Source organism: Phaeobacter sp. SYSU ZJ3003 (assembly GCF_041300735.1).
Taxonomy (GTDB): domain Bacteria; phylum Pseudomonadota; class Alphaproteobacteria; order Rhodobacterales; family Rhodobacteraceae; genus Phycobacter; species Phycobacter gallaeciensis_A.
Map to the genome: position 1 here is coordinate 49,496 of NZ_PXNU01000023.1, position 14,237 is coordinate 63,732.

The 14,237-nt window shown below is 60.1% G+C and carries 17 protein-coding genes; 10 read left to right on the top strand and 7 right to left on the bottom strand.

The genetic code is table 11. The features are described 5' to 3' along the window. Position 1 precedes the first annotated feature (1 nt). A complete protein-coding gene (locus C6W91_RS10310) occupies positions 2-604 on the top strand; it encodes an alpha-ketoglutarate-dependent dioxygenase AlkB (RefSeq protein ID WP_274829352.1) in 603 nt (200 codons plus the stop codon). On the opposite strand, the gene C6W91_RS10315 is transcribed toward C6W91_RS10310, so the two are convergent. After that, complete coding sequence (locus C6W91_RS10315; protein ID WP_065272091.1) at positions 576-860, bottom strand: hypothetical protein; 285 nt, start codon at positions 858-860, stop codon at positions 576-578. The two genes, C6W91_RS10310 and C6W91_RS10315, sit on opposite strands and share 29 nt — an antisense overlap. After that, positions 860-1,681 (bottom strand): ABC transporter permease, encoded by an 822-nt coding sequence (locus tag C6W91_RS10320; protein ID WP_065272092.1) that lies wholly within the window; start codon positions 1,679-1,681, stop codon positions 860-862. The genes C6W91_RS10315 and C6W91_RS10320 overlap by 1 nt, the downstream gene beginning before the upstream one ends. A gap of 121 nt (positions 1,682-1,802) precedes the next feature. On the opposite strand from C6W91_RS10320, the gene cysQ reads away from it, so the two are divergent. The 9 genes from cysQ to C6W91_RS10365 all read left to right on the top strand — a co-directional run bounded on the left by cysQ (position 1,803) and on the right by C6W91_RS10365 (position 10,930). Next, positions 1,803-2,600 (top strand): 3'(2'),5'-bisphosphate nucleotidase CysQ, encoded by a 798-nt coding sequence (gene cysQ, locus C6W91_RS10325; protein WP_274831707.1) that lies wholly within the window; start codon positions 1,803-1,805, stop codon positions 2,598-2,600. Further along, complete coding sequence (locus C6W91_RS10330; protein ID WP_274831706.1) at positions 2,600-3,400, top strand: 3-deoxy-manno-octulosonate cytidylyltransferase; 801 nt, start codon at positions 2,600-2,602, stop codon at positions 3,398-3,400. The genes cysQ and C6W91_RS10330 overlap by 1 nt, the downstream gene beginning before the upstream one ends. Positions 3,401-3,587: 187 nt before the next feature. Beyond that, entirely contained in the window at positions 3,588-4,481 is an 894-nt protein-coding gene (gene galU / locus C6W91_RS10335) for a UTP--glucose-1-phosphate uridylyltransferase GalU (RefSeq protein ID WP_274836072.1), read from the top strand. Positions 4,482-4,547: 66 nt separating this feature from the next. After that, positions 4,548-5,531 (top strand): UDP-glucose 4-epimerase GalE, encoded by a 984-nt coding sequence (galE, locus tag C6W91_RS10340; protein ID WP_065272096.1) that lies wholly within the window; start codon positions 4,548-4,550, stop codon positions 5,529-5,531. A gap of 2 nt (positions 5,532-5,533) precedes the next feature. Further along, positions 5,534-6,337 carry a glycosyltransferase family 2 protein gene (locus tag C6W91_RS10345; protein WP_370570790.1) on the top strand — a complete coding sequence of 268 codons (804 nt, stop codon included), beginning with the start codon at positions 5,534-5,536 and terminating at the stop codon, positions 6,335-6,337. 30 nt (positions 6,338-6,367) lie between these two features. Continuing rightward, a complete protein-coding gene (locus C6W91_RS10350) occupies positions 6,368-6,577 on the top strand; it encodes a hypothetical protein (protein WP_370570791.1) in 210 nt (69 codons plus the stop codon). 187 nt (positions 6,578-6,764) lie between these two features. After that, positions 6,765-7,751: a glycosyltransferase family 2 protein gene (locus C6W91_RS10355; RefSeq protein WP_274837884.1), complete on the top strand. Its 987-nt coding sequence runs from the start codon at positions 6,765-6,767 to the stop codon at positions 7,749-7,751. Then, positions 7,748-9,487: a beta-1,6-N-acetylglucosaminyltransferase gene (locus C6W91_RS10360; RefSeq protein WP_274837885.1), complete on the top strand. Its 1,740-nt coding sequence runs from the start codon at positions 7,748-7,750 to the stop codon at positions 9,485-9,487. Before C6W91_RS10355 ends, C6W91_RS10360 begins: the two co-directional genes overlap by 4 nt. Positions 9,488-9,493: 6 nt before the next feature. Continuing rightward, positions 9,494-10,930 (top strand): sulfotransferase family 2 domain-containing protein, encoded by a 1,437-nt coding sequence (locus C6W91_RS10365; protein WP_274837886.1) that lies wholly within the window; start codon positions 9,494-9,496, stop codon positions 10,928-10,930. Between the two features lie 54 nt (positions 10,931-10,984). Here the strand turns inward: C6W91_RS10365 and C6W91_RS10370 are convergent, their stop codons facing one another. From C6W91_RS10370 to lptC, 5 genes are all read right to left on the bottom strand, one after another. Continuing rightward, positions 10,985-11,449 carry a PTS sugar transporter subunit IIA gene (locus C6W91_RS10370; RefSeq protein ID WP_370570794.1) on the bottom strand — a complete coding sequence of 155 codons (465 nt, stop codon included), beginning with the start codon at positions 11,447-11,449 and terminating at the stop codon, positions 10,985-10,987. A gap of 54 nt (positions 11,450-11,503) precedes the next feature. Next, positions 11,504-12,067: a ribosome hibernation-promoting factor, HPF/YfiA family gene (gene hpf, locus C6W91_RS10375; protein ID WP_065272102.1), complete on the bottom strand. Its 564-nt coding sequence runs from the start codon at positions 12,065-12,067 to the stop codon at positions 11,504-11,506. Between the two features lie 274 nt (positions 12,068-12,341). After that, the gene (gene lptB, locus C6W91_RS10380; protein WP_274837887.1) at positions 12,342-13,103 is read right to left on the bottom strand and encodes an LPS export ABC transporter ATP-binding protein; all 762 of its coding nucleotides are present in this window, start codon (positions 13,101-13,103) and stop codon (positions 12,342-12,344) included. Next, positions 13,103-13,546 carry an LptA/OstA family protein gene (locus tag C6W91_RS10385; protein ID WP_370570795.1) on the bottom strand — a complete coding sequence of 148 codons (444 nt, stop codon included), beginning with the start codon at positions 13,544-13,546 and terminating at the stop codon, positions 13,103-13,105. Before C6W91_RS10385 ends, lptB begins: the two co-directional genes overlap by 1 nt. Before the next feature lie 69 nt (positions 13,547-13,615). Continuing rightward, a complete protein-coding gene (gene lptC, locus C6W91_RS10390; RefSeq protein ID WP_065272105.1) occupies positions 13,616-14,215 on the bottom strand; it encodes an LPS export ABC transporter periplasmic protein LptC in 600 nt (199 codons plus the stop codon). Positions 14,216-14,237 lie beyond the last annotated feature (22 nt).

Genomic DNA, 14,237 nt, shown 5'->3' on the forward strand with positions numbered 1-14,237 from the left:
GATGAGCAAGCTGCGCCTGCGCGGGTTCGAGATTTACAAAAGCCATCTGACCCCCGATGCGCAGCGGAACCTGATCGCGGCGTTGCGCCCGGTTCTGAAGGCGGCGCCGCTGTTTTCGCCTGTGGTGCCTGGAGGCGGGCAGATGTCGGTGCGCATGACCTCGGCTGGGGCGTTCGGCTGGTATTCCGACGCCGAGGGCTACCGCTACGCTCCAAAGCATCCGCGCGGCAGCGACTGGCCCGCGATCCCGGAACCGATTCTCGACATCTGGCGGGAACTGACGGGGTTGGAGCGTCTGCCCGATTGCTGTCTCATCAACTACTACGGCGAAGACGCGCGCATGGGTCTGCATCAGGACAAGGACGAGGCGGATTTCTCCTATCCGGTTGTGTCCATTTCCCTTGGTGATGACGGGCTGCTGCGCCTTGGCAATCCGACACGCGGCGGCAAGACGGATTCGCTCTGGCTCAATTCCGGCGACGTGGTGGTCATGGGCGGAGAGGCGCGGCTGGCCTATCATGGGGTGGACCGGATCCGGTTCAAGTCTTCGCGGCTCTTGCCCAAAGGTGGGCGGCTCAATCTGACGCTGCGCGTTGTGACTTAAAGCGTTGGACCAGGTCGGGGGCTGCGTCTTTCAGCCAATGTACGTCGGCGCAGGCTGTCACCGCGGCCTCTGCGGCGCTGTTGAAACGGCGATCACCAAAATAGCCGATAGAAAACCAGCCGCGTCCGTCTTCGGGTTCGCGCCGGAACAGGTCAAACCCGAACGAGCCATCATCCCGCCGGAAGATATCGACGCAGATGCTGTTGGTGCCGTCAGGCAGGTTGACCGAAGCAAGAACGTGGTATGGGTGCGCCACTATCGGCGCGCGCTCCAGCTGAGCGAGACGTGGCGGCGGGTGTAGAATTCACCCATCAGGCCGATCATCACCAGCACCAGACCCACCCAGGCGGCGTATTGCCATGTGCTGTGGTGGGGATTGTAGTTGATGAAGACATAGCCGCGCGACTGGTCGATGCAGTGGAACAGTGGGTTCCAGTCGAACATGGCCAGCATGAAGGTCGGCAGGGTATTGGCGAGGAACATCTTGCCCGAGGCGATCATGTTGGCGCGCTGGTAGATCATCGAGAAGATACCAACGAGGCTGGGTGCCCAAGGCTTCATCACCAGAAAAACAAGCCCGACCGCCGCGCCAGTGAACCAGGCCAGCAAAACCATACCAAAGGCGCCGATGGGTTGTTCGATATGCACCGGGGTAAAGGCGACGTGATAGACGAACAGGATGATCAGCAGCGACAGCACCTGGATATAAAGTGAGCCAAGCGCCGCTGACAGGATCGCCACCATGGTGTTCATCGGCGCGTGCTGCATCATCGGGCTGCTGGGCCCCTCTGCGCCGGCGACGGCGCTGACGGTTTTGGTATGGGTGAGGAACAGGAAGATCCCCGACAGCACATAAAGCAGAAAGTCGCCGCGAATGGCCGAGCCGCGCATGCCCAGAACCGCGAACATGATGTAAAAGGCCGCGACGAACAGAACAGCCTGCAACAGGTTGAGCCCCAGTGCGATCAGTGCGTTGTTGTGTTTCGACCGTACGCTCCGCACGACCGAATGAAAGACCACCTCGCCCATGGCGATGAGTCCGGAAACCGACGTTTTTTGCGTGCGAACCTGAAACATGTGGCCTGTAATCTGCGTTTGTTGCGGATTGGGGGACGGGCTGCTTGCCGTTCCAAAACAGAGCCACCATAAGGGGGCGCAGGAAAATTTTCAATTAACCCCTGGTCTGGGAGACGCCGAATTGACCTATGAAGAGCTCGTACCCGTGATCCGCCGGCTGGCGATCGAAGCCGGCAACAAGATCATGGAGATCTACAATTCGGATGATTTCGATGTGAAGGTGAAATCGGACGACAGCCCCGTCACCGCCGCTGACGAGGCCGCGGATGCTCTGATTTCGGCAGGCCTGCGTGCGGCGTTCCCGGATATGATGCTGGTCACCGAAGAGCAGAGCGCCTCGCACAAGGAACGCGGTGACACCTTCCTGATCGTCGACCCGCTGGATGGCACCAAGGAATTCATTCACCGCCGCGGCGATTTCACCGTGAACATCGCGCTGGTGGAAAAAGGCGTGCCGACCCGCGGCGTCGTCTATGCCCCGGCCAAGGAGCGCATGTTCTTCACTCTCGCTGATGGCTCTTCGGTAGAGGAAACCGGTGCCTTTGACCCTGAGACTGTTGGAGCCACATCTCCGATCCGCGTTGCCTCCAGCGACAATGCGGCGCTGATGGTGGTGGCCTCGAAATCGCACCGGGATCAGGCGACCGACGACTACATCAACAAGTACAGCGTCAAGGACATGAAGAGCGCGGGCTCTTCGCTTAAGTTCTGCCTCGTGGCCACCGGCGAAGCGGATCTTTACCCCCGCGTGGGCCGCACCATGGAGTGGGATACAGCGGCCGGCCACGCGGTCCTGTCGGGTGCAGGTGGCAAAGTGGTGCGTTTCGACGATCATTCCCCCCTTGTTTACGGCAAAGAGGGCTATGCGAACCCGTTTTTCATCGCTTACGCTCCGGGCGTTGAATTGAAAGAGGCCTGATGTCTGTCCTGATCGTCATCCCCGCGCGCTACGCGTCGACACGCTATCCGGGCAAGCCGCTTGTGGAATTGACCGGAGCCACCGGTGAAAAGCAGACCCTGATCGAACGATCCTGGCGGGCGGCCTGTGCTGTCGATGGGGTCGACCGGGTCGTTGTCGCGACGGATGACGACAGGATTCGCAGCGCGGCAGAAGGTTTTGGCGCCGAGGTCGTGATGACCTCGGAAAGCTGCGCCAACGGCACCGAGCGCTGCGCCGAGGCCCATGCGGCGCTGGGCGGCGACTACGAGGTCGTCGTGAACCTTCAGGGGGATGCGCCGCTGACGCCGCATTGGTTCATCGAGGATTTGGTCAAAGCTCTGCGCGCAGCCCCGGGCATGGGGTTGGCGACGCCGGTGCTGCGCTGTGATGGCGCAACGCTCAACAGTCTTCTGGCAGATCGGCGCGCGGGCCGCGTCGGTGGCACCACTGCGGTCTTCGCTGCGGACCACAGTGCGCTCTATTTCTCCAAAGAAGTGCTGCCTTTTTGTGCAAATGCCTATAAGGATGGCGAAAATACGCCAGTTTTCCACCATGTGGGCGTCTACGCCTACCGTCCTGACGCACTTGCCGCCTATCCTGATTGGCAGACAGGGCCGCTGGAAACCTTGGAAGGGCTGGAGCAGCTTCGTTTTCTTGAAAACGGTCGCAAGGTTCTGTGTGTCGAAGTCACCGCGCGGGGGCGCGAATTCTGGGAGCTGAACAATCCGGAAGATGTGCCCAGGATAGAGGAGATGATGTCCCGTATGGGGGCGGCCTAACCAACGGGACGCCAACGGCAGGTCTCTGAATAGGGGCAAAACATGGCCCAATGTCATCAAAAACCCTTTTTTTGGTGTTTTTGTATAGGGTGAAACGGACAGGGATTGCGCAACAGGTGAAGTGCGCGACCCTGTGGGGCCGGAACCAGTGAGGGCAGTATGCCCCGAAAATAATTGAGAGAACACCATGCGTAAAAAAGTGACGAAGGCGATTTTCCCTGTGGCGGGTCTGGGTACACGGTTTTTGCCTGCGACCAAATCGGTGCCCAAGGAAATCATGACGCTGGTGGATCGCCCCCTGGTGCAATATGCCATCGACGAGGCTCGCGAGGCGGGGATCAAGGAATTCATCTTCGTAACCTCGCGCGGTAAGGGGGCATTGGAAGACTATTTTGACCAAGCCCCGATATTGGAGCAGGAGCTGCGCAAGAAGGGTAAGGATGCGCTGCTCGAAACTCTGAAGCACACCAATATGGAAAGCGGCGCCATCGCCTATATCCGCCAACATCAGGCCCTGGGTCTGGGCCATGCGGTCTGGTGTGCGCGGCGGCTGATTGCCAACGAACCCTTCGCGGTGATCCTGCCCGACGATGTGATCGCGGCGGAAACCCCCTGTCTCAAGCAGATGGTCGAGGCCTATTCCGAAACCGGCGGTAACATGGTTGCGGCGATGGAAGTCGCACCGGAAAAGGCTGGTGCCTATGGTGTTCTGGATGTGAAGAACGACATGGGATCGGTGGTCGAGGCCCGTGGCATGGTCGAAAAACCGGCTATGGGCGAGGCGCCCTCCAATCTGGCGGTGATTGGCCGTTACATTCTTGAGCCCTCGGTGCTGCGCAATCTCAACAAGATGAAGCAGGGGGCGGGCGGCGAGATTCAGCTGACCGACGCCATTGCCCAGGACATCGAAAAAGATGTGCCTGTTTACGGCTATCGCTTCCGCGGCCAGCGCTTTGATTGCGGTTCCAAGGCAGGTTTCCTGCAGGCCACTGTCGCCTTTGCCCTGGGGCGTGAGGAATTGCGGGACGAGCTGTTGCAGTATATCACCGAAATCGCTCAGGTCGGACAGGCTGCCGAGTAGGAAACACTGGCCAGCCTCTGGTTTTGAGACCGGGTAATACAGGATCGAATTAGGGGTATACGGACAGTGGCAAATGTTCTGGTGACCGGCGGTGCCGGCTATATTGGCTCGCATGCATGCAAGGCGCTGAAGGCGGCGGGGTTTACACCCGTCACTTATGACAATCTGGTCACCGGTTGGCAGGACGCAGTCAAATTCGGCCCGTTTGAAAAGGGCGACCTTGCGGATCGTGCCCGTCTCGACGAGGTCTTCGCCACCTATCAGCCGGTCGCGGTGATGCATTTCGCGGCCCTTAGTCAAGTCGGGGAGGCGATGAGCCAGCCAGGCCGCTACTGGGCCAATAACACAGGTGGATCTTTGAACCTGATCGAAGCCGCGGTTGCTGCCGGGTGCCTTGATTTCGTGTTTTCCTCAACCTGTGCCACCTATGGCGAACATGACAACGTGGTGCTGGACGAGAACACGCCGCAGCTGCCGCTCAACGCCTATGGCGCCAGCAAACGTGCGGTCGAGGATATCCTGAAGGATTTCGGTGCCGCCTATGGGCTGCGTTCGGTGATTTTCCGCTATTTCAACGTGGCTGGCGCCGATCCCGAGGCTGAAGTCGGCGAATTCCACCGTCCCGAAACCCATCTGGTGCCGCTGGTGCTGGATGCGATCGACGGCAAACGCGATGCGCTGACCATCTTCGGCACCGATTACGACACCCCCGATGGAACCTGCATCCGCGACTATGTGCATGTCTGCGACCTGGTTGATGCCCATGTTCTGGGTCTCCAGTGGCTGAAGGATGGCAAGGGCAGCCAGATCTTCAACCTCGGTACCGGCAGCGGGTTTTCGGTGCGCGAGGTCATGGACAAGGCCGAAGAGGTCACCGGCAGCAAGGTACCTTGCACCGTGGGGCCGCGTCGGGCGGGCGATTGCACCAAACTGGTGTCGGGATCGACCCGGGCGATCACAGATCTGGGCTGGAACCCACAGCGTTCCAGTCTTGAGATGATGATCGCTGATGCCTGGAAATGGCATCAGACGGGCAATTACGAGGCCTGAGCATGGAGCCGCCCCGCTCCGCCGCCGAGATGCCGGATATCGGCTGGCGTGCGGCCTACCGAATGCGGTGGAAACGGCGGCGGCTTCTGTGGCGCTCCTGGCGCTCACGTCACCAGCTGAGCCTGTTGCGCGATCAGACCGCGGCAATCGGGGCAGAGGACATTCTGGCCTTTGTTGTGCTGCGCAACGAGGCGACGCGGCTGCCGTATTTCCTGGACTATTACCGGCGCCTCGGCGTCGGGCACTTCCTGATCATCGAAAACGGCAGTGATGATGGCAGCGCAGAGATGCTGCGGCAGCAATCCGATGTCTCGCTCTGGCAGACGTCCGCGGGCTACAAGGCCTCCCGCTTCGGGCTGGACTGGCTGACCTTCCTGCTGATGACCTATGGCAGGGATCACTGGTGCCTGACGGTGGATGCGGATGAACTGCTGACCTATGGCGGCATTGCCAACCATGATATGCGTGCGCTGACCGAACTGCTGGACCGCAGCGGGCAGGTCGGGTTTGGCGCCATGATGCTGGATCTTTATCCGCGCGGGCCGCTGAATCAGGTCAGCTACAGGCCGGGTCAGAACCCGCTGGAGGTTTTGCAGTGGTTCGATGCGGTGCCTTACCGTGCGGTCCGGCAGCACCCGATGGGAAACCTGTGGCTGCAGGGCGGCGCGCGGGAGCGGGTGTTCTTTGCCGGGGAGCCACATCGCTCTCCGACGTTGAACAAGATCCCGCTGATCCGCTGGAACCGCCGCTACGCCTATGTGAATTCGACTCATGCGGCGCTGCCGCCGGCGCTGAACGCCCTATAAGACGGGCCGGGCGGGCCGCAGCCGTCGGGCGTGCTGCTGCACACAAAATTCCTGCCCGAAATTGTCGCAAAATCGGCAACAGAAAAGCAGCGAAAACAGCACTTCCATACGTCCGAGGATTTCGATCCTTATTACGATCACCTGACCTCGGCCCCGGACCTGTGGTTTGAGAAAGCTTTGAAATACACAGGGCCAGAGCAACTGGCCGATCTGGGGTTGATGCGGGCGCCCGAGTGGTAGGGTGTGAATTGCCCGGGTTCGGTGGTGCGTGTAGCCCCCGTAACTGTTTCTAAATTCGTTGTTAATAGAATTGGCGCGTGACATATTGCACGCAGGCAGTCGCGCGCCGGGGCCTACCCGCGCGGAGCGTACAGGGTCGGAAACAGACGGATATGGAGTAGCCGTGGGTCTTTGGGATTCTTACCGTATGCGTGTACGGCGCAGGTACAGGCTGGCCCGAGCCTTGCGTAAATCCCGTGAACTGAAGACCATTCAGGACAAAACCGGCCAGATCCGGCCGGATGATATCCTGCTGGTTTCCACGATGCGGAACGAGAAAATCCGCCTGCCCTACTTTCTCGACTATTACCGCGATCTGGGAGTCGATCACTTTCTCCTTGTCGATAACGGATCGCAGGACGGCACCCGCGACTATCTGCAAGGCATGCCGGATGTGTCCCTCTGGCATAGTGATGCGAGCTATCGGCGGGCAAACTACGGCGTGGACTGGATGAATGCGCTGAAACGCCGCTATGCCCATGGGCATTGGGTGTTGGTGGTCGATCCGGATGAGCTGTTCATCTATCCCTTCTGCGACACACGCCCGATCCGGGCGCTGACCGATTGGCTGGACAATTCCGCGATCCGCAGTTTTGCCGCCATGCTGATCGATGTTTATCCCAAGGGGCAGGTCACCGATGCGGCTTATCAGCCCGGTCAGGATCCCTTGGAAATCGCCAACTGGTTCGACAGCGGAAATTACACGATCAGCCCGAACCCAACCTATGGCAACCTGTGGATCCAGGGCGGCCCCCGTGCGCGCATGTTCTTTGCCGACCGGCCAAAGAAGGCGCCGGCGCTGAACAAGATTCCGTTGGTCAAATGGGACCGGAAATACGCCTATGTCAGTTCGACCCATGCTCTGCTGCCGCGCGGCCTGAACCGAGTTTATGAGACCAATGGCGGTGAAAAGACCAGCGGCGCGCTGCTCCATACCAAGTTTCTGGACACCTTTGGTGACAAGGCCCGCGAAGAGATGACGCGCAGCCAGCACTATGCGCAATCGGCCGAGTACAAGGCCTATGCCGCGTCCCTGGCCGAGCAACCGGACCTGTGGTGCAAATGGAGCGAGAAATACATCAACTGGCGCCAGCTTGAGATTCTGGGTCTCATGTCCAAGGGCAACTGGGCATGAGCAGCGCAGGCCAGACCAGCAAGGAAGAGGCTACCAAGGGAACGGTCGGCATCGTCATGTTGGTGCATACGGCGCTGGAGCGGGCCGAGCAGGTGGCGCGCCACTGGGCGGCGGCGGGCTGCCCGGTGGTGATCCATGTGGACCGTAAGGTGCCGCAGACCACGTTCAAAACCTTCCGCGATGGGCTGTCGGATGAGCAGCTGATCCGGTTTTCGCCGCGCCACACCTGCGAATGGGGCACCTGGGGCATCGTCGCCGCCTCGCAATCGGCAGCGGAGATGATGTTGCGGTCCTGTCCCGGCGTGCGCCACGTCTACCTGTCGTCGGGATCCTGCCTGCCGCTCAGACCGGTGCAGGAACTTGTCGATTATCTGGCCGCCCGCCCGCAAACCGATTTCATCGAAAGCGCGACCACCGCCGATGTCCCCTGGATCGTGGGCGGTCTGGATGTGGAACGTTTTACCCTGCGCTTTCCCTTTTCCTGGAAAAAGCAGCGCGCGCTATTCGATGGTTATGTCAATCTGCAGCGCAGGCTGCGGATCAAGCGGCGCATCCCGCCCGGTCTGGTGCCCCATATGGGCAGCCAATGGTGGTGCCTGACCCGCCGCACCCTGTCGGCGATTCTTGAGGACCCGGACCGGCCAATCCATGATCGCTACTTCAAGAAGGTCTGGATCCCCGACGAAAGCTATTTCCAGACCCTCGCGCGGCAGCATTCGGCGCAGATCGAAAGCCGGTCGCTGACCCTGTCGAAGTTCGATTTCGAGGGCAAACCGCATATCTTTTATGACGATCACCTGCAGCTGTTGCGCCGGTCCGACTGTTTCGTCGCCCGCAAGATCTGGCCACGGGCGCAGCGGCTTTATGATGCCTTCCTGACCGATCCGGCAGGGGCGATGAAACGGACGGAACCCAACCCAGGCAAGATCGACCGGGTCTTCTCCAAGGCGGTGGAGCGGCGCACCCGCGGGCGGCCGGGTCTTTACATGCAAAGCCGCTTCCCAAGCAAATGGTCGGTGAGCAATGTGACCGCCAATCCCTATTCGGTGTTCCAGGGCTTTGCTGAACTCTTCGTCGATTTTGAAAGCTGGCTGAACCGGACCACGGGCAGCCGGGTGCATGGCCATCTGTTTGCGCCGGATAGGGCCGAATTCGCCGATGGCGACAGCATGATCAATGGCGCACTCAGCGATACGGCGAAATTGCGCGACTATAATCCCGAAAGCTTCCTCACCAATCTGATCTGGAATACTCGGGGGCAACGGCAAAGCTTCCAGTTTGGCCCGCAGGACAACCAGAAAATCGGCGCCTTTATCGCAGGCGATCCCAATGCGCATGTGTCGGTGATCAGCGGCGCTTGGGCGGTGCCCTTGTTCCGCTCGACGCAGAGTTTTTCCGAATTGCGGCGCATCGCGGCGCGCCTGCAGCGGATCGAGGCTGCGCATCTGCATCTGCTGCGTGATCAGCATACCAAGGCCCGCGTCCGCATCTGGACCATGGCGGAATTTGTCGAGGCACCGATGGAGCCCCTGCAGGCCATTCTGGAAGATCTTGGGGCGCAGGCCCCGCGCCATCTGAACGAGGCGCCGACGATGGCGGATCTGGAGGGCTTTGGACAGTTTCTGCAGAACCTCAAGAACCAGGGCATGCACCCCTATCTGATGGGGGATTTCCCGGTGGAACAAGGACCGGTGAGCATGCCAAAGTCCCCCCGAAAACCGTATTTGGTGCGATAGGTTCTGATGACCAAACCCTTTGATTACTTCGTTGTTTTTGCTGAAATGCGCACGGGCTCCAATTTTCTGGAGTCCAACCTCAACGCGCTAGAAGGGGTGATCTGCCACGGAGAGGCCTTCAATCCCCATTTCATCGGCTACCCGAACCGCACCGAAATCTTGGGCCTGACGCAGGAGATGCGCGAAGCGGACCCTGGCAAGCTGATCGATCGGATCCGGTCGCAGCCCGATGCCTTTGGCGGCTTTCGGTATTTCCACGATCACGATCCGCGGGTTCTGGACATTGCGCTGGAGGATCCTCGCTGCGCCAAGATCATCCTGACCCGCAACCCGCTGGACAGCTACGTCTCGCGCAAGATCGCTGCGGCCACCGGCCAGTGGAAGCTGACCAATATCAAGCGCCGCAAAGAAGCGCAGGCGGAGTTCGATGCGGTGGAGTTTTCCCGCCATGTCGAGGATCTTCAGGCGTTTCAGATCACGTTGATGAACCGGCTTCAGTCCTCAGGCCAGACCGCATTCTACGTGGATTATGAAGACCTGCAGAATCTGGATGTGATGAACGGTCTGGCACAATGGCTGGGCGTCAACTCCCGGTTGGAGGCACTGGATGACAAGCTGAAGCGGCAGAACCCGGCGCCGACCCTGTCCAAGGTGGCCAACCCGGATGAGATGACGGCAGCACTGGCGGCAATGGATTGGTTCAACCTGTCGCGCACGCCGAATTTCGAGCCGCGCCGTGGTCCGGCGGTGCGCGGCTATCTGGCCGCCGCCAAGACGCCGCTCCTTTACATGCCGATGCGGGGCGGGCCCGAGGAAGCCGTGGCGGAATGGCTGGCAGCGCTGGATGGTGTGACGTCGGAGGATCTGATCTCCGGGATGAACCAGAAAGAACTCCGCCAGTGGAAAACTCAGAACAAGGGCTTTCGCAGTTTCACCGTTCTGCGTCACCCGGCCGAGCGAATTCACCAGGTGTTTTGCCAGCGCATTCTGCAAAAGGGGCCGGGCAGTTATGGCGCCATTCGCGAAACCCTGCGCCGTCAATTCAAGGTGCCGCTGCCCAAGGATGGCCCGGATGAGAATTATTCCCGCGCCGATCACCGCGCTGCCTTTGAAGGGTTCCTGAGCTTTGTCAAAGCCAACCTTGCCGGACAGACCTCGATCCGGGTCGATGCCGAATGGTCCAGCCAGTCACAGGCCTTGTCGGGCTTTGCCGAACTTGGCCCGCCAGACCTGATCCTGCGCGAAGAGGAGCTGGCGACTGAACTTCCCGCGCTGGCACAAAGGTTTGCAGCCTCCGCGCCTGCCTATGCGACGTCACAGCCGAGATCGCAGCCCTATACGCTGGGCGATATTCATGATGCAGCGCTGGAGGAGATGATCACAGCGCTCTATCAGCGGGATTATGTGATGCTGGGGTTCGATGCCTGGAGGCCGCAGCGCTGAAGAGTGTCTGCCCTGAACAAGGGCAGTTTCCCCATAGACTGTTCAATGCCGCTCTCAGGCAGCCTGAACCGGCTGGTTTTCGGTGAGAATGGTGAACAGCGTCGCCGGATCGTTATTGGCGCGCAGTTTGGTGCAGAAATTCTGCTCCCGCAGGGTGCGGGAGACCAGAGCCAGCGCTTTTAGGTGTTCAACGCCTGCGTCCTCGGGCGCGAAAAGCGCAAAGGCGATATCGACGGGTTGCCGGTCGACAGCCGCGAAATCCAGGGGTTTTTCCAGAGTCACGAAGACGCCGCAGACCTCGGAGAGGCCATCAAGGCGGGCGTGGGGCAGGGCAACACCGTGTCCTACCCCTGTCGGGCCCAGGCTTTCCCGATCAAGCAGCGCTTCAACCGTGGGTTGCGGATTGAGACCGTAGGCGAGATGCCCGACCTCGGCGATCTCCTGAAACAGCCGCTTCTTGCTTGAGGCTGCACCAATCACGCGGACGGCGTCCGGTTTGAGGATCTTGAAAATCTGCATCTCGGTCATTTGCTCCGCTCGACCACCTTATCCGGTGGGCCGCTGGGCTACTGCTTAAGGATCGATCCAACCGATGTTGCCATCATCCCTGCGGTAAACCACATTCAATCCGTCTTTGCCTTCGTTGCGGAAAACCAGAACGGGCGCCCCGGCCAGTTCCATCTGCATCACTGCTTCGCCAACGGACAGGGACGGGATCTTGGTTTCCATCTCGGCCACGATGATCGGCTGCAGCGAGTCGGGTTCGGTCCCGGTCTCCGCTTCATCAGAGGCGAGGATATAAGAGCTGGCGCCCAAATGTTCAACCGGTTCGCTGCGGTCGCGGTGATGGTCCTTCAGGCGGCGTTTGTAGCGGCGCAGCTGTTTTTCCATCTTGTTGCAGCAGCCTTCGAAAGACGCATAGATTTCAGTGGCATGAGCCTTGGCCTGAGCGGTCAGACCGGTGGACAGGTGAACGGTGGCCTCGCAGACGTATTCATGCGCCGAACGGGAAAAGACCACGGTGGCGTCCGTCGGGCGCTCTGCGTATTTCGCGACAGCCGTTCCCAGTTCATCCTTAACGTGGGACTGCAACGCTTCGCCGATGTCGATCTGTTGACCGCTGATTTTGTAACGCATGTGATCTCCTTCACAATAATACCACCCGCAACACCGCCGGGGCCAAGCCCGGCAGACTATCGTCAGCTGCGGATGAGGGGATAAGGCAAATACGCCGGAAGCAACCATGCGGACCCTGTTGCCAAGGCCAGCTTGCGGACTGCATCGGACTGCACATTTGCCATACTTCAATTCCATGACAACTGACGAAAAGAGTCAATGGAGAAGCGATGCAGATGGTGAAGGAATAGGAAACCGGCAGGAACAGGCCGAGGCCCGAAAGGTACGGTTCGGTTCAGGAAATACGGAAATTGTCGCCCAGATAAACGCGGCGCACGTTTTCGTTCTCGACCACCTCTTCGGGGCTGCCGGACATCAGAACCTGACCGTCATGCAGGATATAGGCGCGATCAACGATTTCGAGGGTTTCGCGCACGTTGTGATCGGTTATCAGCACCCCGATGCCGCGTTTCTTCAGATCGGCGACCAGATGGCGGATATCGCCAACCGAAATCGGGTCGACCCCGGCAAAGGGTTCATCCAGCAGCAGGTATTTCGGATCCGCCGCCAGGCAGCGGGCGATTTCCACCCGGCGCCGTTCACCGCCCGACAGGGCCAGCGCAGGGGCGCGGCGCAGGTGTTCGATAGAGAAATCCGACAGCAGCTCTTCCAGCCGTTCGCGCCGCTTGTGGTCGTGTTTGACGGCAATATCCAGCACGGCCGAGATATTGTCCTCGACCGACAGGCCCCGGAAAATGGACATTTCCTGCGGCAGGTAACCAATGCCAAGCCGCGCGCGGCGGTACATCGGCAGGTTGGTGACGTTCTGCCCGTCGATGGTGACGGTGCCCGCCTCGGGAAAGACAAGGCCGGCGATGGCGTAGAAACTGGTGGTCTTGCCCGACCCGTTCGGCCCCAGAAGGGCGACAACCTCGCCCCGGTCCAGACGCATGGTCACGTCACGAATCACCACCTTCTTGCGATAGCTTTTGCGCAGGTGGTCGATCCTGAGGCCGGAAGAGCCTTCGGTGACTTTCAGTTCGGGTTTTGCCGCCATCAGTTGCCGCCATCCGGGTTCAGGATGGTCTTGACCCGTCCGGCCATGCTCGCGGTGCCGGTGGTCAGGTTCACCTCCAGCCGGTTCGAGGTCAGCGTGCTGGCTCCCTGATTGAGCAGGACATTGCCGGTCATCACGATGGTGCCACTATCAATGGTGTATTCTGCCTTTTCGGCCTCTGCGGCGTCCGGGCCGCTGACCAGCAGCACATCGCCGGTCGCCTCAAGCTGGTTGATGCCACGTTTGCCGGTCTCATCGGTCTTGTAGATCACCAGAACCCGGTTCGCAGACAGTCGCATCACCCCCTGGATGATCAGCACATTGCCAGTGAATTCGGCCGAGCCATCGGCCTGGTTGACCGCCAGCGCATCGGCTGTCACCTCGACAGGCTCCTTGGGGTCGGCCTTAACCTCGCCAAAGGCAATCACGTCCGTCTGGGCCATCGCAACCGGTGCAACCGATGCAAGGGTGCAAGACAGGCAAATCAGCAAGGTGGGCAATCTGAACACGGGCTATCTTTCTTTAGTATTGGGATCGTATACCAGCTTGACTCTGTTTTTGAATACCATTTGCACCGGTCCGCCTTCGGTTTTTGCCGTCACCAGCATCTGCCCCGCAGTCAGAACGCCAAGGGCGCCCGTGGCATGAACCGGTCCGGGACTTTCTGCGCGCACTCCGTCCAGGGCGGTTTCCAGTAGTTCGGTCTCAACCGTCATACCATCCGCAGATGTCAGTTTGACGTTGCCGCTGAACCGCGCGAGACCTTGATCGGGATGCACCGCGCCGCTGTCAGAGACCAACGTCATGCGGCCGCCCTCGGCCATGCGGATTTCGGCCTGCAGATTGGTGGCCGTGGCGCCGCCGCTGTCACTGTTGGGCTGAGCAACCGAGGCCATCACCATGATCTCATCGCCCTGCGCGGTGGTGCCGGAAAAGAAGGGGCGGGTAACCTGCTGCCCGCGCATGCGTTCCTCGATCTCCTTTTGCGCAAAGGGGATGACCGCCTCGGTGTCGACGCCGCGCGAAATCAGGAACAGCGTCGACAGCAGCGCCAGCGCGGCCAGTGGCAGCAGCACCTTGAGATAGGCGACTGTGCGCGAATAGCGGTCCATCCGGTGTCCCCTTTCTCTTTTT